24 protein-coding genes are annotated in these 26,382 nt (G+C 29.8%); 8 read left to right on the top strand and 16 right to left on the bottom strand.

All coding sequences use genetic code 11. From position 1 onward, the window contains the following. Positions 1-18 precede the first annotated feature (18 nt). The 9 genes from ABXT72_RS01540 to ABXT72_RS01500 form a co-directional block, all read right to left on the bottom strand. Complete coding sequence (locus ABXT72_RS01540) at positions 19-546, bottom strand: ricin-type beta-trefoil lectin domain protein (protein ID WP_415278605.1); 528 nt, start codon at positions 544-546, stop codon at positions 19-21. Positions 547-556: 10 nt separating this feature from the next. Next, entirely contained in the window at positions 557-1,423 is an 867-nt protein-coding gene (locus ABXT72_RS01535) for a heparin lyase I family protein (protein ID WP_415278603.1), read from the bottom strand. Positions 1,424-1,426: 3 nt separating this feature from the next. Next, positions 1,427-2,332: an aminotransferase class IV gene (locus ABXT72_RS01530; protein ID WP_415278602.1), complete on the bottom strand. Its 906-nt coding sequence runs from the start codon at positions 2,330-2,332 to the stop codon at positions 1,427-1,429. Positions 2,333-2,406: 74 nt separating this feature from the next. After that, a complete protein-coding gene (locus tag ABXT72_RS01525) occupies positions 2,407-3,462 on the bottom strand; it encodes a threonine aldolase family protein (protein WP_415278601.1) in 1,056 nt (351 codons plus the stop codon). A gap of 5 nt (positions 3,463-3,467) precedes the next feature. Further along, positions 3,468-4,583 (bottom strand): serine/threonine protein kinase, encoded by a 1,116-nt coding sequence (locus ABXT72_RS01520; RefSeq protein WP_415278600.1) that lies wholly within the window; start codon positions 4,581-4,583, stop codon positions 3,468-3,470. 3 nt (positions 4,584-4,586) lie between these two features. Further along, complete coding sequence (locus ABXT72_RS01515; protein WP_415278599.1) at positions 4,587-5,804, bottom strand: aminopeptidase P family protein; 1,218 nt, start codon at positions 5,802-5,804, stop codon at positions 4,587-4,589. A gap of 5 nt (positions 5,805-5,809) precedes the next feature. Continuing rightward, positions 5,810-6,715: a DMT family transporter gene (locus ABXT72_RS01510; protein ID WP_415278598.1), complete on the bottom strand. Its 906-nt coding sequence runs from the start codon at positions 6,713-6,715 to the stop codon at positions 5,810-5,812. 48 nt (positions 6,716-6,763) lie between these two features. Next, entirely contained in the window at positions 6,764-8,011 is a 1,248-nt protein-coding gene (locus tag ABXT72_RS01505; protein WP_415278597.1) for a molybdopterin molybdotransferase MoeA, read from the bottom strand. Between the two features lies 1 nt (position 8,012). Beyond that, complete coding sequence (locus ABXT72_RS01500; RefSeq protein ID WP_415278595.1) at positions 8,013-8,624, bottom strand: molybdenum cofactor guanylyltransferase; 612 nt, start codon at positions 8,622-8,624, stop codon at positions 8,013-8,015. A 43-nt stretch (positions 8,625-8,667) separates the two neighbouring features. Here ABXT72_RS01500 and ABXT72_RS01495 point away from each other — a divergent pair, with 43 nt between their 5' ends. The 6 genes from ABXT72_RS01495 to ABXT72_RS01470 all read left to right on the top strand — a co-directional run bounded on the left by ABXT72_RS01495 (position 8,668) and on the right by ABXT72_RS01470 (position 16,492). Further along, entirely contained in the window at positions 8,668-9,078 is a 411-nt protein-coding gene (locus ABXT72_RS01495) for an iron-sulfur cluster assembly scaffold protein (RefSeq protein WP_168606568.1), read from the top strand. 29 nt (positions 9,079-9,107) lie between these two features. Further along, entirely contained in the window at positions 9,108-9,593 is a 486-nt protein-coding gene (locus ABXT72_RS01490) for an HPP family protein (protein ID WP_415278594.1), read from the top strand. A gap of 45 nt (positions 9,594-9,638) precedes the next feature. Continuing rightward, complete coding sequence (gene fdhD, locus ABXT72_RS01485; protein WP_415278592.1) at positions 9,639-10,472, top strand: formate dehydrogenase accessory sulfurtransferase FdhD; 834 nt, start codon at positions 9,639-9,641, stop codon at positions 10,470-10,472. A gap of 132 nt (positions 10,473-10,604) precedes the next feature. Continuing rightward, positions 10,605-12,263: an NADH-ubiquinone oxidoreductase-F iron-sulfur binding region domain-containing protein gene (locus ABXT72_RS01480; RefSeq protein ID WP_415278591.1), complete on the top strand. Its 1,659-nt coding sequence runs from the start codon at positions 10,605-10,607 to the stop codon at positions 12,261-12,263. Then, complete coding sequence (gene fdhF / locus ABXT72_RS01475; protein ID WP_415278589.1) at positions 12,263-15,028, top strand: formate dehydrogenase subunit alpha; 2,766 nt, start codon at positions 12,263-12,265, stop codon at positions 15,026-15,028. Before ABXT72_RS01480 ends, fdhF begins: the two co-directional genes overlap by 1 nt. A gap of 12 nt (positions 15,029-15,040) precedes the next feature. Beyond that, positions 15,041-16,492, top strand: a complete 1,452-nt coding sequence (locus ABXT72_RS01470; RefSeq protein WP_415278587.1) for a protein adenylyltransferase SelO — start codon at positions 15,041-15,043, stop codon at positions 16,490-16,492. 4 nt (positions 16,493-16,496) lie between these two features. Here ABXT72_RS01470 and ABXT72_RS01465 read toward each other — a convergent pair whose 3' ends face one another. Together ABXT72_RS01465 and ABXT72_RS01460 are read right to left on the bottom strand one after the other, a co-directional pair. Next, positions 16,497-17,600 (bottom strand): NAD(P)/FAD-dependent oxidoreductase, encoded by a 1,104-nt coding sequence (locus ABXT72_RS01465; RefSeq protein ID WP_415278585.1) that lies wholly within the window; start codon positions 17,598-17,600, stop codon positions 16,497-16,499. Between the two features lie 2 nt (positions 17,601-17,602). Further along, complete coding sequence (locus ABXT72_RS01460; protein WP_415278584.1) at positions 17,603-18,070, bottom strand: TspO/MBR family protein; 468 nt, start codon at positions 18,068-18,070, stop codon at positions 17,603-17,605. Between the two features lie 21 nt (positions 18,071-18,091). Between ABXT72_RS01460 and ABXT72_RS01455 the strand changes: the two genes are divergently transcribed. Further along, positions 18,092-18,853, top strand: coding sequence for an SDR family NAD(P)-dependent oxidoreductase (locus ABXT72_RS01455; protein ID WP_415278583.1), 762 nt, complete (start codon positions 18,092-18,094; stop codon positions 18,851-18,853). On the opposite strand, the gene ABXT72_RS01450 is transcribed toward ABXT72_RS01455, so the two are convergent. From ABXT72_RS01450 to putA, 3 genes are all read right to left on the bottom strand, one after another. Beyond that, on the bottom strand, positions 18,850-19,398 hold the full coding sequence (locus ABXT72_RS01450; RefSeq protein ID WP_415278582.1) for a DUF3833 domain-containing protein: 549 nt from the start codon (positions 19,396-19,398) through the stop codon (positions 18,850-18,852). The genes ABXT72_RS01455 and ABXT72_RS01450 overlap by 4 nt on opposite strands. A gap of 13 nt (positions 19,399-19,411) precedes the next feature. Next, a complete protein-coding gene (locus tag ABXT72_RS01445) occupies positions 19,412-20,590 on the bottom strand; it encodes a class I SAM-dependent methyltransferase (RefSeq protein ID WP_415278581.1) in 1,179 nt (392 codons plus the stop codon). Between the two features lie 120 nt (positions 20,591-20,710). Then, positions 20,711-23,746, bottom strand: coding sequence for a bifunctional proline dehydrogenase/L-glutamate gamma-semialdehyde dehydrogenase PutA (putA, locus tag ABXT72_RS01440; RefSeq protein WP_415278580.1), 3,036 nt, complete (start codon positions 23,744-23,746; stop codon positions 20,711-20,713). A gap of 153 nt (positions 23,747-23,899) precedes the next feature. On the opposite strand from putA, the gene ABXT72_RS01435 reads away from it, so the two are divergent. Continuing rightward, positions 23,900-24,337 carry an Lrp/AsnC family transcriptional regulator gene (locus tag ABXT72_RS01435; protein ID WP_415278578.1) on the top strand — a complete coding sequence of 146 codons (438 nt, stop codon included), beginning with the start codon at positions 23,900-23,902 and terminating at the stop codon, positions 24,335-24,337. Positions 24,338-24,369: 32 nt separating this feature from the next. On the opposite strand, the gene ABXT72_RS01430 is transcribed toward ABXT72_RS01435, so the two are convergent. Then, positions 24,370-25,137 carry a DUF1365 domain-containing protein gene (locus tag ABXT72_RS01430; RefSeq protein ID WP_415278577.1) on the bottom strand — a complete coding sequence of 256 codons (768 nt, stop codon included), beginning with the start codon at positions 25,135-25,137 and terminating at the stop codon, positions 24,370-24,372. Continuing rightward, positions 25,130-26,374: an NAD(P)/FAD-dependent oxidoreductase gene (locus ABXT72_RS01425; RefSeq protein ID WP_415278575.1), complete on the bottom strand. Its 1,245-nt coding sequence runs from the start codon at positions 26,372-26,374 to the stop codon at positions 25,130-25,132. The genes ABXT72_RS01430 and ABXT72_RS01425 overlap by 8 nt, the downstream gene beginning before the upstream one ends. Between the last annotated feature and the right edge of the window lie 8 nt (positions 26,375-26,382).

Genomic DNA, 26,382 nt, shown 5'->3' with positions numbered 1-26,382 from the left:
CCCTAAAAGTTTTTTCATTTATTTTCTAACACTCCAAGCTTGATAAGAATTTAGTGATTTATTACAAAGTTCCAATGATAAATTTCTCATTAGATGAACTGGAGTTCCACCACCACCTTTCTTGGATTGCCCTTGATCAACAGTAAGACATAATTTTCTATTACCAATCAAGCGGATCTCATTTTTATTAGACCATTCAAAATTTTGAAGTTTGTTATGATCACATTTTTCTAATTTTAAATTTGTTGATACTTCAAGTGATGAGGCTTCCATACAAACGTTAAAGGATGGTAAGATAAATTGGTTCTTAGTTAGTTTAAGAGAATTAAAACCTTGATCTGGAGAGATTTCTCCTTGGTAAGAATAACAAGTGTGTGCCTGAAGTCCTTTATTAATTTGTGCTTTTAATTTATGACCTTTTATATCAATACAAAAACCTCTTGGGTCATCTAATTGATTTAACAAATAAATTTCAACATTATCATCCGCCTGAGATGAAGTTATTAACAATAAACCCAAAACCATGATCCCTAAAAGTTTCTTCATTTTAAATCAATCAATCAACAGGCTTAAGTTTTGGATTGATATTTCTGTCTACTTTTTTAATTGATTTACCTCTTCTAACTTCATCATAAAAAACAACTTGAGTTCGCATTTTGCGATTTTTGAGTTCTTTATACTTACTAATTAAATTACGATATATACCATGCTTAAAATATATTCCTTCTGGTTTAAAAAAAATTGGAGATTTTAATATTTCCACTTTTTTAATACCATCTACCCATGCATCTATTCTTTTATTTTTAAAATCTAAACAAAAAGAAATATCTGTCCAAACTTCTTTCATTTTTCTTAGTGGCTTTAATGTAGTAAATACTGATTTATCAATAACATCTGTTGCTGAACCACTAAGTTCGTGCCAATTAAAAAATAAATATCCTTTATGCGCATCAATTTGAATCAAGGGTGGAAAAGAGGCTAGGCCGCCTGATGCTGTACCTGTTGGACCACCAATTTGATGAACTTGGCCTAAAGTAGTTTTGGCTGGAGCTACATCGAAAAAATCTTTAGATAACATTAAACTAAATCCATAACATTGTTTTCCTTTTGGAGCCTGTCTTGGTTCTGTTGAAAACTCAACTCTTTCTCGGTCAGTGTCACAATCACTCCAAAAATCATCTCTAAAGCAATCACCATCTCTAAGTTCAAATCGTTGGTAATATTTTCCAGCACGTGCTTTTGTTTTATCTTTAATGTATTGAAAGTTGTAATCATTATGATCCATAAAGTTTTTATGAAACTTAAATCCACTCTTCTTGGTTTTTAAACCAAATTTTCCCTCTTCATCTTTAAATGTTCCAGACAAAGCCAATGTTGGGATTAACAACAAACCCAGAACGATGATCTCTAAAAGTTTTTTCATTTTTTATAACAATATATCATTTATAGATGTACTCCACACAGGATCTAAATGCTTATCCCAATAAAGTTTATGAATTTTTCTTGTAACATCCCCTACTTTTCCTTGTTTAATATTTTCCCCACTTACTTTTGTAATTGGCATTACACCTCCTGCTGTTGAAGTTGCAAATAATTCTTCAGATGATTTTAACATTTCAATAGTTATAGATTTTTTATTAACATTAATATTTAGTTCTTTTGCTAAATCAAAAACCGTTTGTCTTGTGATACCTTCTAATACTCCATGGTCTGGTGTATTAATTCCCTTTTCATCAACAGAAAAAATATTAAAGCCTGGGCCTTCAGATATATTGTTATCCTCATCTACCAATAAAGCAGTATGATGTCCTCTTTCGTACGCATCAAGCATGCCCGTAACTAAATCCATCCAATGATAATTTTTAATAGTTGGGTCAATTGAACTTGGAGGAATTCTTGTTATATCAGTCAAATATACATCTAATCCTTTTTCAAAATCTTCCGGCCTAAGTATCCAGCCGAATGGTACTGCAAAAGCCATGAAGCGTGGTGTCGCTTTACGAGGATCTCTAACAAAATTTGGAGACATTCCTCTTGTTTGTATCATTTCAACATAAGAGTCTTCAAGATCAGCTTTTTTAACACAGCCTGCTAATATTCTTTTTATTTTTTCATGACTAAATCTACATGGCATTCTGAGTTTTTCTGTTGATTTAAAGAAACGATCAATATGTTTATCTAATTGAAAAAATCTACCCTTCCAAACATGGACAACGTCATATGTTGCATCAGATCTTAAAAAACCCCAATCTAAAATAGGAATTTTTGCTTCAGAAAGTTGAATGAATTCCTCATTCATCCATGCCGATCCTTTTGGAAAAATATCACTCATGAACCAACCCTACCAAAACTAAAATCAGGTGTCTAGGTGATGGAAGGAAGTTTATTCAATACTCGAAAATGTCTCTAGTTTGTTTGAGAAATCGTTTCTAAAAGTTGATCAACATCACTTTCTTTAGTATTCCAAGCAGCAACAAGTCTTACTGCTTTTCCATTAAGCTCTTCTTGATTCATTTTATAACCTTCTGAATTAAGATGCTCAATAATAGGTTTTGGAAATTTTGCAAATACTTCATTTGCTTCTGTTGGATAGGCTAATTCAATGTTCTGATTAGCATCTAATCCTTCACTTAATTTTTTTCCCATTAAATTTGCATGTTTTGCATTTCTTAGCCAAATATCATTTGAAATATAAGCTTCAAGTTGAGCTGAAACAAATCTCATTTTTGAAAGTAAATGTCCTGATCTTTTCATTAAGAAGGGAAGATTGCCTACTAATTCTGGTTTAAAAAATATAATTGCTTCTGCTGCGATACATCCATTTTTAGTTGCACCAAAAGACAGAACATCTATTCCTGACTTCCATGTCATTTCAGCAGGAGTTGCATCAAGTGCCACTAAAGCATTAGCGAACCTTGCCCCATCCATATGCATTTTTAAATTATGTTTATGAGCAGTTACAGATATGGCCGCAATTTCATCTAACTGATAAACTTCGCCTGTTTCACATAATTGAGTAATACTCACTACAGAAGGTTGTGTGTGGTGTACGATACCAGTTCCTCCAATATTTTCAGATAACTCTTCTGGTGTAAATTTTCCATTAATTCCATTTAAAGGTACAAGTTTTGCACCTCCCGTATAAAATTCAGGGGCTCCACATTCATCTGTATTGATATGTGAATGTTTGTGACAATAAATACTTCCAAAAACTGGTGTCATTGCTGATAAAGCTAAAGCATTAGCAGCTGTACCTGATGCAGTTGGATAAACAATCACATCTTTTTCAAAAATTTCAGAAAACTTATTTTGTAAGTTCGTTGACCACTCATCATTACCATATGGAGTACTGTCTCCTTCATTAGCTTTGATAATTGCATCTAAAACTTCAGGACATGCACCTGCCACATTATCAGAAGCAAATTTAACTCGCTCTCTTTTTGTTTTAATTTTAGATGTCATAAATATTATTGTTTTGGAAAGTAATCTTTTAACTCTCCTTCTCTATAAACATCAGCTGTACAGCAGTGTAGTCCTCCGCCAAATGCATAAGCGTCTCTCATTTCAACTGGTATTACTTCCATTCCTAATTTATCTAATTGTTCTGCTTGATATACTTCACTTTTTTCAACACAAACTGTTTTTGGATCCAATACTAAAACATTCATTGAAAGCCAAGTTGAAGAATAACATAATGGCGGTGGCTCATTATGTGCTGGTTGTGCGCTATCAATAATTTCCCATCCATTATTTTCAAATAATTTTCTTTGTTCTTTTGGTAGTCTTCTTTGTGGATTATTAATAATTAAACCCTCTTTAATAGGTGTAAATGTTGCATCGATATGAATTGGGTATGGGTCACCTGGAAAATTAACAGCATGAACTCTATGATCTTTGTAATGTCTTTTAAGCCAATCAATCCCTTTAAGATTAGTTGTAAAACCATGCTGAACTACTAAATCTTTACCAAACCTTAAAACATCCGCAGCATCAAATAAAGGTTCCTCTTCTGTTGTTACAAAAAACTTATCTTCAGTCCATTCTAATCTTTTTTGAATTCCAATTTTATCTGATAAATAATCTTTTCTATAATCTGCATCAGTTAATCTTGGTTTAGGAGCAGCTTCATGTCTCATATTAGGATCTTCATCATAATATTTTTTTAATAAAGATCTGTAACATAGATATTCGAACCATCTACATCTATAACTCATCGTTGCTTCTAAAATTTCACTTCCAACAGTTAATAAAACATCTCTCGGTGGCATACAGCCAAACATTGTGTCTGCTTCCCAATCTGGAGTTGATGATTTTTTATTAAAATCTATTGGATCTGGTCTATCTACTTTAATGCCTCTTTTAATTAACATGTTTGAAAAATCGTCTAACAACTGATTTGCCTTATCAACTGTATCTTTTGTTCTTGGTCCAAACTGACCACGCATATCAGAATCTTCTGGAACCTTGGCATCCAAAGCTGGCTCTGGTGCTGGAATACAAGTACCATCAGCCTTACCAACAATTACATGTTTTAAAGGATCCCACTCATTCCAGCTATTAACTATAGTTTTTTTTTCACTCATATTTTATGATTTAATAATATTATGTTCTGGACCAAAAGGAAACTTAGTAATGTTTTCAGCATTATCTTTCCCTATAACTAGGATGTCATGCTCTCTATAACCTCCAGCTCCTGGCTTTCCATCAGGTATCATGATCATAGGCTCCATAGAAACAACCATATTCTCTTCTAAGACAGTATCTATGTCTTCTCGTAATTCTAATCCAGCTTCTCTTCCATAGAAATGAGATAAGACACCAAATGAATGACCATAACCAAATGTTCGGTAATGAAGATAACCAAGCTCAGCAAATAGCTCATTCAACTCATGGCAGATAGCAGAACATTTTACACCTGGTTTAATTAACTCTAGTCCTCTTTTATGAACCTTAACATTTGCATCCCACGCTTTTAAAGAAGCGTCATCAATTTCATCTACAAAAAGAGTTCTCTCTAGAGCTGTGTAGTATCCTGAAATCATAGGAAAGGTATTTAAAGAAAGAATATCTCCTGGTTTTAACTTTCTATTCGTTTTTGGGTTATGTGCACCATCCGTATTTAATCCTGACTGAAACCAAACCCAGGTATCCATATATTCAGCATCAGGATAAGTTTTTGCAATTTCACGCTCCATTCTATCTCTACCTGCTATTGCAATTTCAAGTTCACTTTCTCCAATTTTAATATTCTTTACAATCTCTTCACCACCAAGATCGGCAATTCTTGCACCATTTTTAATAATTTCTATTTCCTCAGCAGATTTGATCATTCTAAGCTGCATCAAATCTTTTGATACGTCACTAAAAACTGAAAAAGTAAAAATAGACGTAAGCTTTTCTTTAACATCTAGAGTTACATGATCATTTTCAATACCAATATTCTTGGGAGGTTCCTCTCTTCCAATAATTGCAACTATTGCTTTTAAATAATTATCTCTTTTCCAATCAGTGTAAATTACATTATCGCTGTGAGATCTCCGCCACGGTTGGCTTGCATCTATGTTTGCAGAAATTGTTGAAATTTTATTAGCCGTTACAACACAACCATAAGGTCTACCAAAAGAACAATAAATAAATCCTGTATAGTAAGCAATGTTGTGCATTGAAGTTAAAATAATCATATCAAGATTATTTTTACTCATTGTGGTTCTTAAATTAGTTAACCTTCTTTGATATTCTTGATCTGTGAAAGGTAATTTAGCCTTCTCACCGTTTTTTAAATTAAAAAAATCTGGTCTTTCCATCTTAATTAATTAAGAGCAATAAACCGTCTATTAGTTTTAATTGTAAGGCTATAATAAATGATAGACATAAAAAGGAAGAAGCCTCCTATTATCGTATTAGTCGAAGGTATTTCATTAATTCCTAAAATAGGAATCCATACCCAAAATATGCCGCCTATAACTTCAGTTAATGACAGCAAAGTCAATTCTGCCGCTGGTATAGCTTTTGATCCTATAGAATATAAAATTAAACCCATACAAACTAACGTTCCATGTACAGAAAATAATGCTCCATTATAACTTGTAGATAGAAAAACCATATCATTAGTTAAAATGACTATTGCAGCAACTACAAAGCAGAATAAACCTGCAAATGCTACAGTCGTAAATTTTGGTGTTTCTTTATTCCATCTCAAGGTTACTGAAAAAACAGAAAAACCAATTGAAGAAGTCATTCCAAATATTAGTCCTAATAAAGAGTTTTTTTCTGTATTACCCAAGGCTATTATTATTATTCCAACCGTTGCAATAAATATAGCTACCCAAACATTTAATGAAATTTTTTCTTTTAAAAATAAAAAACCTAGTAAAGCTGTAAAAAAAGGCATGGCAGCTAAGCAAAGCAAAGTAACAGCAGCACTGGTATTTGTAATGGAGTAAATGAAAGTTATCATTGCAATACCAAGACCAGTCCCACCAATGATACCCGAAATTCCAATTTTTAAATAATTTTTATAAAAATCTTTTCCTTCCTCAAAGAAAAGGTAAAGATTTAAAATCAAAAAGATTGTAAGGCCACGTGCAAAAATATATTGCCACGGAACTAAATTTGGGTCATTCATATACCTAACGACCAAAGGGCCGAAGGACCATATAAGACCTGCTAATAAAACTACTGGGATTGCAATTTTTTCATTTTTTAACTCAAGCATTGATGGATATTTAATAGTAATTATTTTGTACTACAATAAAAATGAGATCTATTTAAAGATATTAATATTTGACCCTATTGGAGAGTAACAATCAATTAAATCGCCTTTTTTGAATATAGATTGCCCTTCTTTGAATAGACCCCACACATTTGACTCTACAAATGATTTAATTCTGAAAGATTCTTGACCTTTTAAAACCTCTAACTCTATTTTTCCATCATTAGTTGAAGTTAACTTAGCTTTTAAAAATCTAATAATCTTTTTACTCTTTGAATAATTATTTTTTAATTTAGCTTTAAATGGTTTTTCAACCTTAACTCCAAGAATGTTAAGTAGATAAGGATAAACAAAAAATCTAAAGCAAGCAGATGAAGAAATAGGATTACCAGGTAGCCCAAAAATAGCTTTTTCTGTTTTATAGAATTTTGCAAACATTACTGGTTTACCAGGTCTAATTGAAACACCTTTAAAAAAATTAGACAAACTAAATTTTTTGATTATGTGGGGAACAAAATCATGTTTACCTGCAGATACAGCACCTGATGTAATGATAATATCTATTTTAGATTTAAAACTTTTTTCTATTTTTTTTTGAAAAAGTTTAGCATCCTTATCTCTTAAAATTCCACCATCTATAAAGTTAAATAAAAAATTATTAGATAAGGATCTTATGTAATGACTATTTGAGTTTCTAACTTTCCAATTAGCAATATTTTTACTATTAGAAATTTCATTTCCTGTTGAAAAAAATAAAATGTTGGTCTTCTTTTTAACTTTAATGTTTACTATGCCCAATGTTTTAAAGGCTAACACATGAGATGGTTGAATTATGGTCCCTTTTTTAATTATCAAGTCTCTTTTTTTATAATCTGATCCAGCATATCTGATGTGTTGGTTATTTTTTATTTTTTTATTAATTAAGATAAATTTTCTATTTTTATTAAAAATAATTTTTTCGATTGGAATTATAGTATCAAAATTTTTAGGTATAAGTGCACCTGTCATGACTTCAACAGCTTCAAACTTATTTATCTTTTTTAAAGACGGATTATCTCCCGCAGATATAGTCTTTAAAATTTTAAAGTTTTGTGAATTATTTTTATTTAACTTACTTGTATCTTTTGATTTAATTGCAAAACCATCAAAAGCAGCATTAGTTCCAGCTGGATAATTTACTGCTGAATAGATATCTGATACATTAATCCTATTTAATGACTTTGATGAGTTAATAATTTCATCTTTAATTTTTATCTTTGATTTTATTAAAATTTTCTTAGCTTCTTTATAAGTAATCATTTTAATTTTTTTTTAGTATTTTTTTTGCTTCTTCTAAATCTTCTTTAGTATTTATATTAAAAAAAGGATCAAATTTTTTAGGCTCAATATCAATTGTTTTTACCCCTATTTTATTTGCCCAATCCTCTACTTTTCTAAAATTATTATTAATCAAATCATTTTCAAGTGGTTTTAATAATTCAATTGACCATAGGCCAAAAATATTGTGCCTTTTGTTGTTTGACTTAACAAAATACAACAGGCTATCTTTTAGTTTAATTCTTTTTTGGTATTCATCAATAATTGATGTTTCAAAAAAAGGTGTGTCTGATGGAAATGTTGCAATCCACTGATATAATTTTTGATTTTCTTCAACCCATTTCATTGCACTCAGAACTCCTGCTAATGGTCCAAAGTCATCAAAACAATCAGGGATTATTGTTACATTTTTTATTTTTTTTGTATCTATACTGTGGCTTGAGACAATAAGTATCTCCTCATATCTATTGCTAATTTTTAATAAAACGTGTTCTAACAATGTTTTATCGCCAAGTTTTGTCTGGTTTTTATCTTCACCAAATCTCTTTGACTTTCCACCAGCTAGCACAACAGCTAAAATATTGTTATCTTTCATAAATCAAAATATAAAACATTAATCTCTTAATTAAAGAATTATAATGGACTTAGAAATTTTAGAAATTGCATCTAATACCGAAAACCACAAAGTGCTTAAAAAGCATACACATCAATCAAGGAATAAAAACCCTTTATGCGGTGATGAGATGGAAATTAGCTTAATGGTTAAAGACAATATTGTTCAAGACATGGGGTATCAATGTAGATCATGCGTGTACTGTCAAGCCTCAGTTAGTTTGCTTTCAAGATGGGTTATGCAAGTACCAATAGAAAAAATTTCAGATTTTGTTTCAAAAGCTGAGCTTTTCTTTGATGAAAATTTTGATCAATTAAAAAAAATTAATATAAAAGATTTAAAAGATTTTAAAAAAATAATGAATTCAAAAAATATTTCTAGAAAAGAATGTTTATTGCTTCCTTTTAAAACTCTTTCAAAAGCCCTAAAACTTTAAAATAACACTAATAACAAAAATAAAAGAATATGATAAATACAATAAAAGAAAACTTTAACAGAGCTCTATATGCTTTAATATTTTCAATAATCACAATTGGTACCCTTTCATTCCTAAGTTTTGAAACTCCCTATGGGTTGTTTTTAGCTGGATCATTTGGATCTTCGATGGTTTTACTTTTTGGATATCCAGAAAGTCCTTTTGCCCAACCCAAAAATGTTTTTTTTGGACATTTAATAACATCTATAGTTGGTGTATTAATTTTAAAATTTCTACCTATTGATCAATTTTTACAAATAGCTATTGCTGTAGGTCTTGGTATTTTTGTGATGATACTGCTTGGTGTAACTCATCCACCTGCAGGTGGAAATCCTATTGTTATAATACTTGGTGCAGTTTCATATGATTTTTTACTAAACCCAATTATTTTTGGTTCTATAATAATAATTGTTTACGCAGTTATTCTAAATCGTTTCATTTTAAAGAAAAACTACCCAAGTAGTTGGAAAAGCTAATCTTTTCACTGTTTCAAATTTAGCCAGTTTAAATATACTGGCTAAATGAATTCTAATTATAAAGTCATAAAATTTAGATCTAATAATTCAAAAGAGGTTAATGATCAAATATCCATTGAAGAACCACTGGAAATGATTCTTAGATATAAAGATAAAGAAAATTGGATTGAAAATACCATCTCTATTACGATGAGAACACCTGGTGATGATGAGGATTTAGTAAGAGGATTTCTTTTTAATGAAAAGGTAGTTGAAAAAATTGAATATATAGAAAAAATTGAACACAGTGGAAGACCTACTGATCAATATGGTATTAAAAATAAAATTACTGTAACAATTAATAATTCTGAAAATATTGATATTGATAAGATAAAAAGAAATTTTTTAACAAACTCTTCCTGTGGTGTTTGTGGAAAAACTTCCTTAGATTCCTTGGAAATTATTAAAAAAGATAAAATCTTAAAATCTATTCCAAAAATTACAAAAGAAACTATTATGTCATCACCAGATAAACTCCGGCAAAATCAGTCAGAATTTTCTAAAACTGGAGGGATTCATGCAAGTGGGTTATTTACGGCTAAGGGTGATATTGTAGCCATCAAGGAAGATGTTGGAAGACATAATGCTTTAGATAAATTGATAGGTCATGCTCTTGATCAAAAATTACTTAATACAAATACTCAATTTTTGACTTGCTCTGGGAGACTTAATTTTGACCTCGTTCAAAAGGCTCTAATGGCAAACATAGGTGTACTTATAGGAGTGGGTGCGCCAACAAGTCTTGCTATAGATTTAGCAAATAGATTTGATATGACATTAGTTGGTTTTGTCAAAGGTGATAGCTTCAATATTTACAGTAGCAGTGAAAGAATTAAATAGATATTTGAGGTCAGTATTTTTTTTATATATATTATTTAATAATATTAAATATTATTAAATTCGTTTTAAACTTCTAGAATTTTTAGAATAATTGTAATAAATATTTAATCATTAACAGGGGTAAATTGTAAATTGTCAAAAAATATAAGTAATCTATCTGGTAGAATTGGTCTGAAAAAAAATCTTTTTGAAAAGATTTCTGAAAGATCATTAAACTCTAAAGATTCCACAGGTATTAAAGAAATAGCCAATGAATACCACATGGGCGTATCCACTATTCATGGTGCAGAGAGTTTTTATGAATTTTTAAGACCATCTCATAGAGCAAAAAAAGCTTTTGTCTGTAATGGAAGTGCTTGTATGTGTTCTGGAACACAAGAGTCTTTAAAGAAAAAATTAAAAGAAAAATTAGGTGATAACAAGGTTGGAGAAATGTTTTGTCTTGGTCACTGTTATGAAAATAAAGCGTTTCATTATGATGGTGAAAACTATGCTGGGAATGACATAGATAAAATTGATGAAATAATTAAAGGAGAAAAAATTGAACAGGAAAAATTTTTCTCTAAAAGTTTTTCTTCAACTAGTTTTTTAATGGATGATAAGCTTTCAAATTTAGATCAGTTTAAAGATATTTTAAATAAGTTTATCAATACAGATAAACAAGAAATTATAAAATCATTACTAGATTCAAATTTAACAGGCAGAGGTGGTGCTGGTTTTCCAGCTGGAATGAAATGGGACTTTTGTAGAAAAGCAGAATCTGAAAAAAAATACGTTATCTGCAATGCTGACGAAGGAGACTCTGGTGCATTTTCTGATAGATACTTATTAGAAGATCAGCCACTAAAAGTATTATTTGGAATGATCATCTGTGGTTATGTTATTGGAAGTGACGAGGGTGTTTTATATATTAGAGGTGAATATCCAAAATCTATTGAAGCTATAAATGGATGTATTAATTCTTTAAAAAAAGAAGGATTATTAGGTGAAAATATTCTTGGAACAAATTTTTCTTTTGATCTAAATATTTGTATAGGACAAGGAGCGTACATATGTGGAGAAGAAACTGCTTTAATTGCATCAATTGAAGGAAGAAGAGCAGAAGTTGATGTCAGACCTCCCTTCCCTGTTACTGAAGGACTTTATAAAAAACCAACTGTTGTTAACAATGTTGAAACTTTAGCTGCTGCTACTGGTACACTCATTAATGGAGCAGAAAAATTTGCTGCAATTGGTAATAAAAAGTCAGCAGGTACAAAATTAGTTTGTTTTGATAGTTTTTTTAATAATCCTGGTGTTTACGAAGTCGAAATGGGAACTCCAATGAAAAAAGTTTTGAACGATATTGGTGGAGGTTTTAAAGAACCTATTAAAGCACTACAAATTGGTGGCCCATTAGGCGGAGTTATTCCAATTTCTGAAGTAGAAAAATTAAATCTAGATTTTCAGGAATTTACTGCTGCTGGTTTCATGTTGGGACACGCAAGTATAGTAAGTATTCCAAAAGATTTTCCAATGGTTGATTATATTCATCATTTATTTGAATTCACAGCTGAAGAATCATGTGGAAAATGCTTCCCAGGTAGACTTGGATCTTACCGTGGTAAGGAAATGTTTGATCAAGCAAAGAATAAAACTGCTAAAATTCCATTAAAGTTATTAAATGAACTGCTAGTAACAATGAAAAAAGGCTGTTTATGTGCTTTATGTGGTGCAATACCTACACCTATCATGAACATACTAAAATATTTTGGTGATGAAATGAAGGATGATATGGTCAAAGATAATTAATGAGCTCAGAAAAAAGAAAAATTGCATATATAGATGGTAAGCCATATGAAATTGGTCCTAACCATACTTCTGTTTTAAAATTTGTAGAAAGTTATCTTGGTGAAAAAAAGGTTCCTGCTTTATGTAATGATCCAAACTTAGCACCTTATGGAGCTTGTAGAGTTTGTTCGGTTGAGGTTGCTTTAGTTAAAGATGGTCCAACTAAAGTTGTAGCCTCATGTCATACACCAGTTGGTGAAAACCAACATATTTTTACAAATAATGAAAATTTAACGGCTTTAAGAAAAAATATTGTTGAACTAGTTTTAACCGACCATCCAATGGAATGTGGAACTTGTGAGGTTAATAATAACTGTGAACTTCAAGATGTTGCTAATGATTTAGGTATATCAGATCATAGATATAATGTACCAAAACAACATAAAGGTATTCCAAGAGACACCTCTCATGATTACATGAGAATGAATTTAGATAACTGCATTAATTGTGGAAGATGTGTCAGAGCTTGTGATGAAATTCAAGGTTCATTTGTTTTAACAATGAGTGGAAGAGGATTTGAGTCTAAGATTACAACAGATAATGATGCATTATTTGGGGACTCGTCTTGTGTATCTTGTGGAGCTTGCGCACACACTTGCCCAACAGATGCCATCTCAGATGTATATCAATCTAAATCAGTTGCTGTTGATGAAAAAGTAAGAACGACTTGTTCTTATTGTGGAGTTGGTTGTAATCTAGAAGCTTCAATTAAAGATAATAAAGTTGTTGCAATTTCTACTCCTAAAGAATCTGAAGTTAACGCAGGTCACACTTGTATTAAAGGAAGATATGCTTTTGGATTTTATGATCATCCTGACAGATTAAAAACTCCTTTAATTAAAAGGAATGGAAAATTTGAAGAAGCGTCATGGGATGAGGCGTATGATTTTATTAAAAAAGAATTAAATAGAATTACCAAAGCTAATGGACCAGATGCAGTTGCTGGTATTTCTTCAGCAAGATGTACTAATGAAGAAAATTATGTTTTTCAAAAAATGATTAGGGCAGCAATAGGAACTAATAATATTGATTGCTGTGCAAGAATTTGTCACTCACCTACTGCGTGGGGAATGCAACAAACATTTGGAACTGGAGCAGCTACAAATTCTACAGAAGATATTTACCATGCAGATTTATTTATGGTTATTGGAGCAAATCCAACAAATGCTCACCCAGTTACAGGCGCTAAAATTAAGCAACAAGTAATGAAAGGTAAAAAATTAATTGTATTAGATCCAATTACTACTGAGCTTGCTAAACTTGCTGATTATCATATTAAACTTAGACCAGGAACAAATGTAGCCATATTAAATATGATGTTGCATTATATATTGAAAGCAAACCTTTATGACAAAGACTTTGTCAGAGATAGAACTGAAGGTTTTGCAAATTTCATTAAAGAAATTGAGAGACAAGATATGGATCATCTAGCGAAAGTTGCTGGTGTTGATAAGCAGCTAGTTAAAGAAGCTGCAATTGCTTATGCAACCGCAAAAAACTCTATGGAATTCCATGGTTTAGGAGTTACAGAACAGGAGCAAGGATCTAAAACAGTAATGTTAATTGCTGATCTTGCAATGATTACAGGAAATATTGGTAGAAGAGGTGTTGGTGTTAATCCATTAAGAGGACAAAATAATGTCCAAGGTGCAGCTGATATGGGTTGTCAACCTCATCAAGGAGCTGGTTACTTTGAAGTGGCTGATGAAAAAGTTCAAAATTTCTACACTGAAAAATATGGAGTAGTACACCCAACAAAAGCAGGATTAAAAATTCCTGAAATGTTTGATGGGGCAATTAATAAAGATGTTAAAGCTGTCTGGATCATTGGAGAAGATATAGTTCAAACAGATCCTAACAGTGCACATGTTGTAGATGCTATGAATTCACTTGAGCTTTTAGTTGTACAAGAAATTTTTATGAGTGAGACAGCAAAACTTGCAACAGTAGTATTACCTGGAACAACTTTCTTAGAAAAAAATGGAACTTTTACTAATACAGAAAGAAGAATTCAAAGAGTAAATCGAGCCGTACCTCCTTTGCCTGGTACTAAAACAGATGGAACAATTGTAACAGACATGATGCAAAAATTAGGCTTTGATCAACCTGAATATGATGCCGATCAAGTTCTTGCAGAAATAGCTGATGTGGTTCCTTTCTTTAAAGGTGTAACAAGAGAAAGACTTGGTAAAATGGGATTACAGTGGCCAGTACAAGAAGATGGTACAGATACACAAATCTTACATGAAAAAACATTCAAATTAGGAAAAGGACAACTTAAAAATTTTGATTGGAAAGAATCTAATGAGATAGCTACGAATAAAAAAGATTATCCATTGATTTTAACAACTAGTAGAGTTCTTCAACATTATAATGCAGCTACTATGACAAGACGTACTAAAAATATTAATATAGTTTCTGAAGATTTATTACTAGTTCACCCTAATGATGCTAAAAAAAGAGAATTAAATACTGGTGATATTGGTAGACTTTATTCTGGCAGAGGTGAAGTAGCTTTAAAAGTAGAGGTAACAGATAAAGTTAAAGAAGGAATTGTATTTACAACATTCCATTTTCCAGAGCACATGGTTAACATGGTAACTGGTCATGGAAAAGACGAAGAAACAATGTGTGCAGAATACAAAGTTTCTTCTGTGGAAATTCAAAAAATATCCAATCAATTTAAAACTGTTGTTGAACCTAAAGAGAAATCAAGCAGAAGTTAACTAATCGATAAAATGACAATTGGTTGGCATTTTGATAATAGTTATTCGAGATTACCAAAAACATTCAAAGAAGATATCAACCCTATTGCTGTAAATGCACCAGAAATATTAATATTAAATAAAGATCTAGCAAATAAATTAGATCTAGATTTTTCAGATGTTAATGATGAAGGTTTATCAAAAATTTTTTCAGGAAATATGTTACCTGAAGGATCTAACTCTATAGCGCAAGCCTACGCTGGTCATCAATTTGGTCATTTTACAATGCTTGGTGATGGAAGAGCTGTTTTAATCGGTGAACACTTGACCAAAAGTAATGAGCGATTTGATATACAATTCAAAGGCTCTGGTAGAACCCCATTCTCACGAAGTGGTGATGGTAGGGCTGTTTTAGGCCCAATGTTGAGAGAATATATAATAAGTGAAGCAATGCATTCTTTAAAAATACCTACTACTAGAAGTTTAGCAGTAGTTAAAACTGGTGAAGATGTGGTTAGGGAACAAATTTCACAAGGTGCAATTCTTACAAGGGTGGCATTAGGCCATCTAAGAGTTGGAACATTTCAATACATTGCTGCAAAACAAAATATTAGTGATTTAGAAATTTTGATTAATTACACAATTGAAAAATACTACCCCAATATAAAAACATCAAAAAATAAAGCATTAGACTTACTAAATGTTTTAATCAAAAAACAAACTGAACTTGTAATTGACTGGATGCGTGTCGGTTTTATTCATGGAGTTATGAATACTGACAATATGACCATATCTGGTGAAACAATAGATTATGGTCCCTGTGCATTTATGGATACTTATGACCCTAAAACAATTTTTAGTTCAATAGATCAATTAGGTAGATACGCCTATGATAATCAACCAAAAATTACCAAATGGAATTTAACAAGATTTGCTGAATCTCTTATTCCACTAATTAGCAAAAATGAAGATGAAGCAATTAAATTAGCTACAGATGCTTTAGATAAATTTGAACAAAATTATGAAACAAAATGGTTAAATATGATGAGAGATAAACTCGGATTATATGGTGAAGATAAAGAAGATAAAAATTTGATTATGGAGTTATTAAATTGGATGCAAAAAAATAAAGCAGATTATACAAATACCTTTATTTTTTTAACGGATAAGACAATTAAAAATTCTGAAGTTTATGATAATGCAGATTTTAATTTATGGAAAATTAAATGGGTGAAAAGATTAGCAATGTTTAATAGTTCACATGATAAATCTATGGAATTAATGAATTCTTCTAATCCAATGGTAATACCTCGTAATCATAAAGTGGAAGAAGCTTTAACATTAGCAAGTAATGGTGATTTAACATTGTTTAATAGGTTAATAAAAATATTAAAAAATCCTTATACAGTTAATAGCAATGATTTAGAATTTATGTCACCTGCTCCACACAGCGATAAGAAATATCAAACTTTTTGTGGAACTTAACTCGTTATAATACGTAAGGTTCTGGTCTAGCTTCTTTACTAAATATTCTTTCAACATTAAAAGCGCTTACATCTATAGTTTGATAAGAACCTGTTGTTATAAGTTCTGTCAAAGCTCTACCAATGCCAGGTGCTTGTTGTAATCCTCTTCCTGTGAAACCCGAAGCCATATATACATTTTCGTATTTAGGATGCTTACCCACAATAGCATTACTGTCTAGTTGGTTATGATCATAAAATCCTGCCCAAGCACCAGTTAATTTAAGTTCTTCAAACATTGGAATTCTTTTTGCTAAAGCTGGCCATACCAACTCCTCAAAGTCGTCCCAAGCAGGTTCAAGATTTGTTGCATCAAAAGTAGATTTTGGAGAACCAGCTAAATATTCTTTACCCTCTGGCCTCCAATAAACACCTGTTGTTAAATCAGCAGATAAAGGCATTTCAGATATATACGTTGGGCACTTAACTCTGAAAACAGTGTGTTTTTGTGGAATAACAGGAATATCATTTAATATTTTTTTAGTCCAACAACCTGCAGCAGAAATAATTATCTTAGCATTAATTTCTGATATTTCTTTTACTTCTCCCTTAATAAATTCAGCCCCAAGTTCTGTGGCCTTGCTTTTTAAAGCACCGTGAAACATAAAAGGATCAATCCAACCCTCACTTTTATCATCTGTATAAGTGGCAGTTTCTATACCTTCATCGTTAATGTAAGAAAAAACCTTGGATAATTCTGAACCTTTTATATTTTTTGTTCCAGCTCCACACTCTTTATGGTTTTCTAACGCTCTATACTGTTCCTCTGCATGCTCAGGTCCAAACATTAATAAGTAACCATTTGGTACCATACTAGCTGTAGGGTTAGGATTTTTTTTAGTTTTGAGTAATTCTGGTATTTGAAAAATAAAATCTCTTGCAAATTTACCTAACAAAATATTTTCTTTTTGAAAAAATTGTCTCCTAAAGCCACCCAGGGATAAAGGGAATGAGGCTTCTTTGTATGATGGATCTTTTTCTATAACTTTAACTTTTCGACCTTCTTTAGATAGAAAATAAGCTGTCGCAACTCCAATGATACCACCGCCAATTATTACAACATCGTCCATAATTAATTTAAAATAAATAAACTTAAGTTAAGAATTAATGCGTAAAAACACCAAAGTAAATAAGGAATCATTAAATAATAACTTACTAAAGTTATTTTCTTAAATCTTTGCATTAATAAAACTATTAAAGCTATTAAAATAATTAAAACTAGTAATGCTAATAAAATTTTATGAAAAACAAAAAATACTATACTCCAAGTTGTATTAAAAATTAAATGAACGATATAAATATAAATCGTATCTATGTCTCTTTTTTTACTATGCCAAAAAGACCATATGGCAATAGTCATCATTAAATATAGTGTTGTCCAAACAGGTGCAAAGATCCAGCTTGGTGGATTGTATGATGGCTTTATCAATAATGAATACCAAGGCTCTTTAAATCCAATAGTTGCAATACCGCCAATAACAGATGCCGAGTAAGTTATTATTGCAAATAATAAAAAAGATAAAAATTTGTTTTTTAACATAATCATATTATACATTACTTAATGAATGATAAAAAAGTAATTTGGATCACTGGCGCTAGTAGTGGAATTGGTAGGTCTTTAGCTCTAAAATTTGCTAAAGAAGGATGGACAGTTGCTGCCTCAGCTAGACGAGAAAACTTATTACAAGAGTTGCATACTGAGAATGAAAATATCCATTCATTTCCTTTAGATGTTACAAATACAGAACAATGTAAAGCTGTCTTCAATGATATTGTAAAAAAATTTGAAAATATTGAAATTTGTGTGTTTGGTACCGGGATACATGATCCAAAATCTGAAAAAAAATTTAACTTAGATAAAATAAGAAAAATTATGGAAGTAAATTACTTTGGTACAATGAATTCTATCAACGCAATTTATGAATATTATAATAATAAAAAAGGTGGTCAAATATCTATAATTTCTTCAGTTGCTGGTTATAGAGGGTTACCTGCAGCTGGAGGTTATTGTGCATCAAAGTCTGCACTTACAAGTTTTGCAGAAAGTTTATATTTTGAAATGAAAAGAGTAAACGTGCGTGTTTCCCTGATAAGCCCTGGGTTCATTAAAACACCAATGACTGACCAGAATGATTTTCCTATGCCCATGATAAAGTCACCAGAATTTGCTGCAGAACAAATCTATATTGGTTTAATCAAAAATAAAGGATTTGAAATCCATTTTCCAAAAGCTTTTACCTTTATAATGAAAACTCTAAGAATACTTCCAAGTAGCTGGTATTTTAAGATAGTTGAAAAAGGTATGAAAAAAATTGACTACTAATTTTTCTTAAAGAATACCGTCAACTCACCCACTTTAAATCCAAATTTTGTTAATGTGGCTCTATTGATAGCAACCTCTTCGTCTTGTTTAAAAATCCAATCATCAAATGAAACTTTAATATTCTTTCCTTTAAAAGGGACCATTAAATCATATTCAAATTTAAAGGCAGATCCATATTGAAACCCTTTAGCAGTTCCTACAACATCAGGTGCAGATCCTTCATAGTAATTTTGATCAATTTTTTTGATTTTCCATATTCGGTTTTGTTTTTCACCGTCTGTCCAATAGAAATCTTCTTTAAGAGTTAAGATATCACCCTCAAAACTACCAAACATATCAGCTTTAAATTGTCTAGTAACCTTGCCACTTCGATCTTGTAATAGACCCCATGCTTTAACAGGACCTTCAAAGTATTTCTCTATAGTCATTGACGGTTCTGTATTTTTAAAATCTGTTGGTTTCATAGAGTTATTGTTTATACAACTTGCCGTAAAGAATAAAGCAATTATTAATACCGTTAATTTAAATTTCTTAAAGTTTATCATGTCTCTCCTATTGTTATTTATTTTGTAATGAAAATTGAATTAGATCTATATTTTTTGATTTAAAGCCAGCCTCACAATAAGACAGGTAAAATTCCCACATTCTTTTAAATGTTAAATCAAAACCTTGCTCTTTAATCAAATCCCACTTTTTATTAAATATCTCTCTCCAAATAATCAAAGTATCAGAGTAATGATTGGCATATGAATTGTATTCATCAAACTTTAAACCATTAGTATCAACATAATTTTGTAATTCATTTCTAGAAGGTAAAAAACCTCCAGGAAAAATATATTTTTGGATAAAGTCCTGTTTATTTTTATATCTATCAAACAAGCTATCATCGATAGTTATAGCTTGAATACCCACTGTGCCTGATGAAGTTAGATTATTCTTGATTGTGTTAAAATAGCTATCTAAATAGTTTTGTCCTACTGCCTCTATCATTTCTATAGATGCTATATGATCATATTTACTCTTTAAATCTCTATAATCTTTTATTTCAATATTTACTTTTTCATTAAGTCCACATTTATGGATTCTTTCTTTTGCAAATTCAAATTGCTTTTTTGAAATGGTGATACAATCTAATTTAACATCATAATTAGTGCCCAGGTATTCTGCAAATCCACCCCAACCACAACCAATTTCTAAAATTTTACTTCCATTTGTTGGTTTTAAAAGATCAATCAATTTTTGGTATTTATTATTCTGAGCGTTGAAAAGATCTTGCTTAGGGTTCTCAAATATAGCGCTGGAATAAGTTAAGGTTTTATCAAGCCATAAAGAAAAGAAATCATTTCCCAAATCATAGTGTTTTGCGATGTTTTCTTTGCTTCGGTTTTTGGTATTTTTTATAATTTTATTTTTTAAAAAATTAATGAATGGTAAATCAAAAATACCTGAAAATTTATAAATAACATTTATATTTTTTGCAGTTAACTCAATTAAATCAGATAGGTTATTTGTTATAAAAAAATCTTTCATATAAGATTCACCTAATCCAACACTGCCACTTTTAATCAGATTATAATTAAGGCTTTCATCTTTAATTTCTAAGAAAACTTTTAAATTATCATCTGGATTACCAAATTTTAAAACTTCTCCATTAACCTTTTTAATTTCAAGAAAACCATGCTTAATATTTTTTAATGCACTAAATACGATTGAATCTGAAATTTTATAAATTAACATTAATTCTTAATATATTTTTTAATTTTTATTTAAATGGAAACTTAATTCTTTTTATTTAAAAATTAAATGACGCAAAATTGCAGATAAAGTAAGAGGTTTAAGATAATTTATTAGTAAAGTTTAGTCATCAACTTCAGCTAATAAGGATGCATTACCACCCATAGCTGCTGTGTTATTTGATATACTTTGTTCATAACATAGTCTTTTCAGGTATTCAGGGCCCCCTGCCTTAGGTCCTGTTCCAGATTTTTCAAAACCCCCAAATGGCTGTACACCAACAACGGCTCCAATCATATTTCGATTAATATAAATGTTTCCAACTTCTGCTTTGGAAATGATTTTATCAATAGTTTTATCTAATCTACTGTGGATACCTAATGTTAAACCAAAACCTAAATCATTAATGTCATCAATTAATTCATTTAATTCTGAAGCTTTATATTTAACAATATGTACTACAGGACCAAAAACTTCATTTTTTAAATCACTTAATCTTTTTATTTCTATTAAAGTTGGTGGAATGAAATATCCTAAATCATTTTGAAAATTTGTTTGATAAACATTATCAAAATTATCAATATGTTTTTTAATACTATTGTAAGCCTCCTCATCAATTACTGGTCCAATATCTGTTGAAAGATTTTCTGGGTTTCCAATATCTTGAGTATTCATTGCACCAATTAATGTTTCTTTAATTTTTTTGTATACATTTTCTTCTACACATAAAATTCTACAAGCTGAACATCTTTGTCCAGCACTATCAAATCCCGAATTCACAACATCTTTAACAACATGTTCTGGTAAAGCTGAGCTATCAACAATCATGCAATTTAAACCACCTGTTTCTGCAATAAAATTAGTAATACTCTCTTGTTTTTGTAAGTTTGATTGGATAATTTTTGCTGTATTTAGAGAGCCAGTAAATAAAACATTTCTAAGTTTTTTATCATCAATGACTTTGTTGGAAATTAATGCACCGTCACCCAAGATCAAGGCAATTGAATTTTTAGGTAATCCTGCTTTTAATAAAAGTTTAATTATAAAATATGCTGCATAAGAAGATTGTTCAGCAGGTTTCGTTAAAACAACATTACCAGTAATTAGTGCAGCTATTGTTTGTCCTACAAATATTGCTATAGGAAAATTCCATGGGCTAATTACTAAAGTTAATCCCTTTCCTATTAATCTATATCTATTAAGTTCACCTGTTGGACCTTTAAGAATTTGTTCTTTAAATATTAAGTTTGCTTCCTTAGAATAGTACCTACAAAAATCAACAGCTTCTCTAATTTCAGCTATAGAATTTTTAATACTTTTGCCAGATTCTTGTGCACATATTTCAATTATTTCCTTAAAATTTTCTTCAATTAAATTGGCAAAATTTAAAATAATTTCTGATTTTTTTTTAATTGGAAAATTTTTCCAAGATATAGAATAATCTTTTAGGCTATTAATTGCTTCATCTACAATTTGATCTGTAGCAAAATATTTTGAACCTAATAAGGTAAAATCACTTGGTGAAATAATATCTAATTTTTTATCAGATTTTATGTCTTCACCATTTATAATTGAAAATGCATTTATATTATTTAGTTTTTTTATAACCTTATAATTATTAATCACAAATTCTTCACTTATATCCAGACCTTTTGAATTATCTCTATTGCCCAAAATATTCATTGGTAAAGGAATTTTGTCAGTTTTTAACTTATCTAGCTTCAAAAATGGTGATTGAATCAATTTATCAATATCAAAATTTTTGGATTTTAGTTGATGAATAAAAGACGTATTTGCACCATTTTCTAATAATCTTCTAACTAAATATGGCAACAAATCCTTATAGCCTCCTACTGGAGCATATACTCTACATTTAAAATCAGGTTTATTTTCTAAAAATGAATATATCTCATCACCCATCCCATGCAATTTTTGGAATTCAAAATTAGTGTTTTTAAATAGAGTATGAATATAAGAAATACTATGTGCATTATGAGTGGCAAATTGTGAAAAAATATTTTTATTTACTAATAGTTTATGTGCACAAGCTAGATAAGATATGTCTGTAGCAAATTTCTTTGTAAAAACAGGGTAGTTTTCAAAACCTTCTTCTTGAGCAATTTTGATTTCTGTATCCCAATAAGCACCTTTGACTAATCTAATATTAATTTTTTTATCAACACTTTGTAAATAATCATTGAGCCAATCTAATAAGAAAAATGTTCTTTTTTGATATGCTTGAATAGCAAATCCAAAACCGTGATAAACATTGTCAATTAATTTGCTTTCAATAATATCTTTAAACATGAAAAGTGATAAATTTAATCTATCAGCTTCTTCAGCATCAATACAAATATCTACTTTATTTTCTCTACCTAATTCCACAAGTTTAAAAATTTTTGGTAATAGTTCTTTTTTTAGTAAATCAAATTTGTTTCTTTCGTATCTTGGATGTAATGAAGATAGCTTAATTGAAATACTTTTTTTGTGTGGATTTAAACTTTTTCCTGTTTGTAAAATAGCTTCTTCATATTGACTGTAATATCTTTCTGAATCTTCATAAGTTACTGCTGCTTCACCAAGCATATCAAATGAAAAAGTGTATTTATCATTTTTTTTATTATCACTTTGTTTAATTGCTTTTTTTATATCTCGCTCAAATACAAATTGTTTAGCTAAAATATTTATTGCTTGTTTAATGGCATTTCTTAATAATGGTCCAGATAGATTTTTAACCATCTTGACTAAAATATTTTTATTTTCTTGAGGTTTTTCTTCTACTATTTTTCCTGTTAACAAAAACGCTATAGAAGAAATGTTTACGAAAACATCATTTTCATTCTTTATGTGTTTATTCCAATCTCCAATAGGAATTTTATCTTCAATTAAATCATTTATAGTTGCAGCATCTGGTATTCTAAGTAATGCTTCTGCTAAACACATTAAAACAACACCTTCGTTACTAGTCAATGAAAACTCATGTATTAATTTAGCAAATGAGCTTATTTCTTTATAATTTATTGCGCTGTCTATGATTTCACGTGAAAGGTTATCAATTTTACTGTGATTAATTTCTGAAAAGGTTCCAATGGTTTTTATTAAATGGTTATTAACCAATGAAGCTTGGTCAGTATATTTGTGTTTGAATATATTATTCATAATAAATAACTTTGTTGATAAATTACTAGAAAATTAGACTAAAATGACTAAAAATAATTACTGTATTAATGTAAATAAAAGAATTAATTACTAATTGATATATTTTTAATAGCAAATATTATGGTATATTAACAATTATAGGTAAATTTTACTATGATAGATAAAATAGATAAACAGTTAATCTCACTACTAGCGAAGAATGCACAAACTACACTTAGTGAGCTAGCAAAAGCTGTTAACTTATCAATTTCACCATGCCAAAGTAGAATCAAAAAACTAGAACAACAAGAATATATTCTTGGCTATCATGCTCATATAAATTTTAAAAAGTTGGAAAAAGCACACATAGCCTTTGTTCAAATTTCTTTATCGGATACGCGAGCTAAAGCACTAGATCAATTTAATTCTGAGGTAAAAAAATTAGAAGCTGTTGAACAATGCCATATGATTGCAGGAAACTTTGACTATTTATTAAAAGTTAGAACTAACAATATAAACACTTATCGTTTATTATTATCTGAAAAAATATCCTCATTACCAAATGTTGCATCTACTTCTACATTTGTTTCCATGGAGAGTGTAAAAGAATAGTCCATGAAATAACCTTAATTTAATAATTAATATTAATTTTCTATAGAAATATTGTTTTTAACTTTAATTTTTTTTTTTATAAATTTAATTCCTTTTGTCCATAGTTTAAATGCCTCAAAATGTATTGCGATAATAATTTTAAATGTCATCAATGGATGTCTTAAATAAGATTTCATAAGATTGTAATTATTTAATTCACTTTTAATACCATCTTGTGAGGCGTATAATATTTTGCCAACTGGATCATTTAGGTCAATTATTACAGATATTTTATTACCAGGTTTCAACAGTCTAAAAAAATAAATACAATTCATTTCAATAAATGGAGATACATGAAATTTTTTCTTACACACATGTTGAATAAGATTTTGATCTTTTTCAGTTTTAAAAACATAAACATGTTGCTCGCCAAATGTGTTCTTAACTTCATATAATATTGATATTAAATCAGAATTTTTGTTATATACATAAAAAACACTTAAAGGGTTAAATACATACCCAAATATTCTTGGGTAGCATAAAAGTTTTATTTGAATATTGTTAGTGTCAATATTATTTTTTTTAAGATTTTCTAAAACCCAGTCCTTAAGAGAGCTTCCATCTCTTGCTCCATGGTCCTTATCAAAGAAACTAATAATATTAAATTTATTATATGAAAATATCTTTAGGGTTTTGTGTAATAGGCTTATTTCTGATAAATCTATAAGTAGCGAAAATACACTATAATTGAAGCTATGAATTTTGGGCTTAAATCTTTTATGAATTACGTTTCCTGTATAAATATAAGAATTTTTAATCATTCAGCGTTTTTAACATATCAATAGTCGACTTTATTCCATCCTCATGAAAACCATAACCAAAATAACTACCACAAAATAAAATATGTTTTTGATTTTGAATTTTATGTAGATTGCTTTGATTATTTAATGCTTCTGTATCGTAATAAGGGTGAGTAAATGCTACCTTTTTAAATATCTTATTATTTGGAATTTCTTTAAATGGATTTATAGTTAAAAAAATATCTCTATCTATCTTTAAATTTTGAAGCTGATTTATCCAATATGTTACAGCTGTCTTTTCATTATTAGCTGAGTCCATTGAGGAATTCCAAGCACACCATGCTTTTTTATTTTTAGGCATAATACTTTCATCAAAATGTATTACTGCAGTGTTAGCTCTATATTTAAATTTCTTTAATATTGTCTCCTCGTCTAATGTTGGATTGTCAATTATCTTTAATGCTTCATCTGCGTGGGTTGCTATTACAACTTTATCATAATCAAAGAACTCATTTTCCTCTCCATAAAAAATTTTAGCACCTAAATCATTTCTGGTAATTTTATTTATATTGTAATTCTTAAAATGTTCACCACTAACTTGAGCAATTATTTTATCAACATAAGTTTTGCTCCGATTTGCAACCGTAAACCATTGAGGTCTATCTTTAATTTTAAACAGCCCGTGATTCTTGAAAAAACTTAAAAAAAAAGATAATGGCATTTGTTTTGCTTCATATGGTGGCATCGACCATATTGCAGATACCATTGGTATAATATGATAATTAATAAAATAATCTGAAATTTTTATTTCTGTTAAATACTCCCCTAATGTTATTGAGCTAATTTTTTTAATTTCTATTTTTTCACAGTTTTTATAAAAGCTTAAAATTTCAAAAAACATTTTTAAGAATTTTGGATTAAATAAATTTTTTTTATTGGAAAAAATTCCACCTAATCCTTTTCCACAATATTCTAAGTCACTATTTTCTACTGTAACAGAAAATGACATATCACTTTTTTCAATCTCTATTTTATTTTCTAAAAAAAAATTAATTAAATTTGGATATGTTTGCTTGTTAAAAACCATAAATCCAATATCTATTGGAATTTCTTTATTAGGGTGGTAAGCAACTTTTATTGTATTTGCATGACCCCCAAATTGATTTTCTTTTTCAAATAAATCAACTTTATGTTTTTTAGATAGGTAATAAGCAGCACTTAATCCTGATATACCCGCACCTACTACAGCAATTTTCATCTTAGTAA

Source organism: Candidatus Pelagibacter sp. Uisw_094 (assembly GCF_047729535.1).
Lineage (GTDB): Bacteria > Pseudomonadota > Alphaproteobacteria > Pelagibacterales > Pelagibacteraceae > Pelagibacter.
This window is presented reverse-complemented; position numbering and strand designations above follow the sequence as displayed.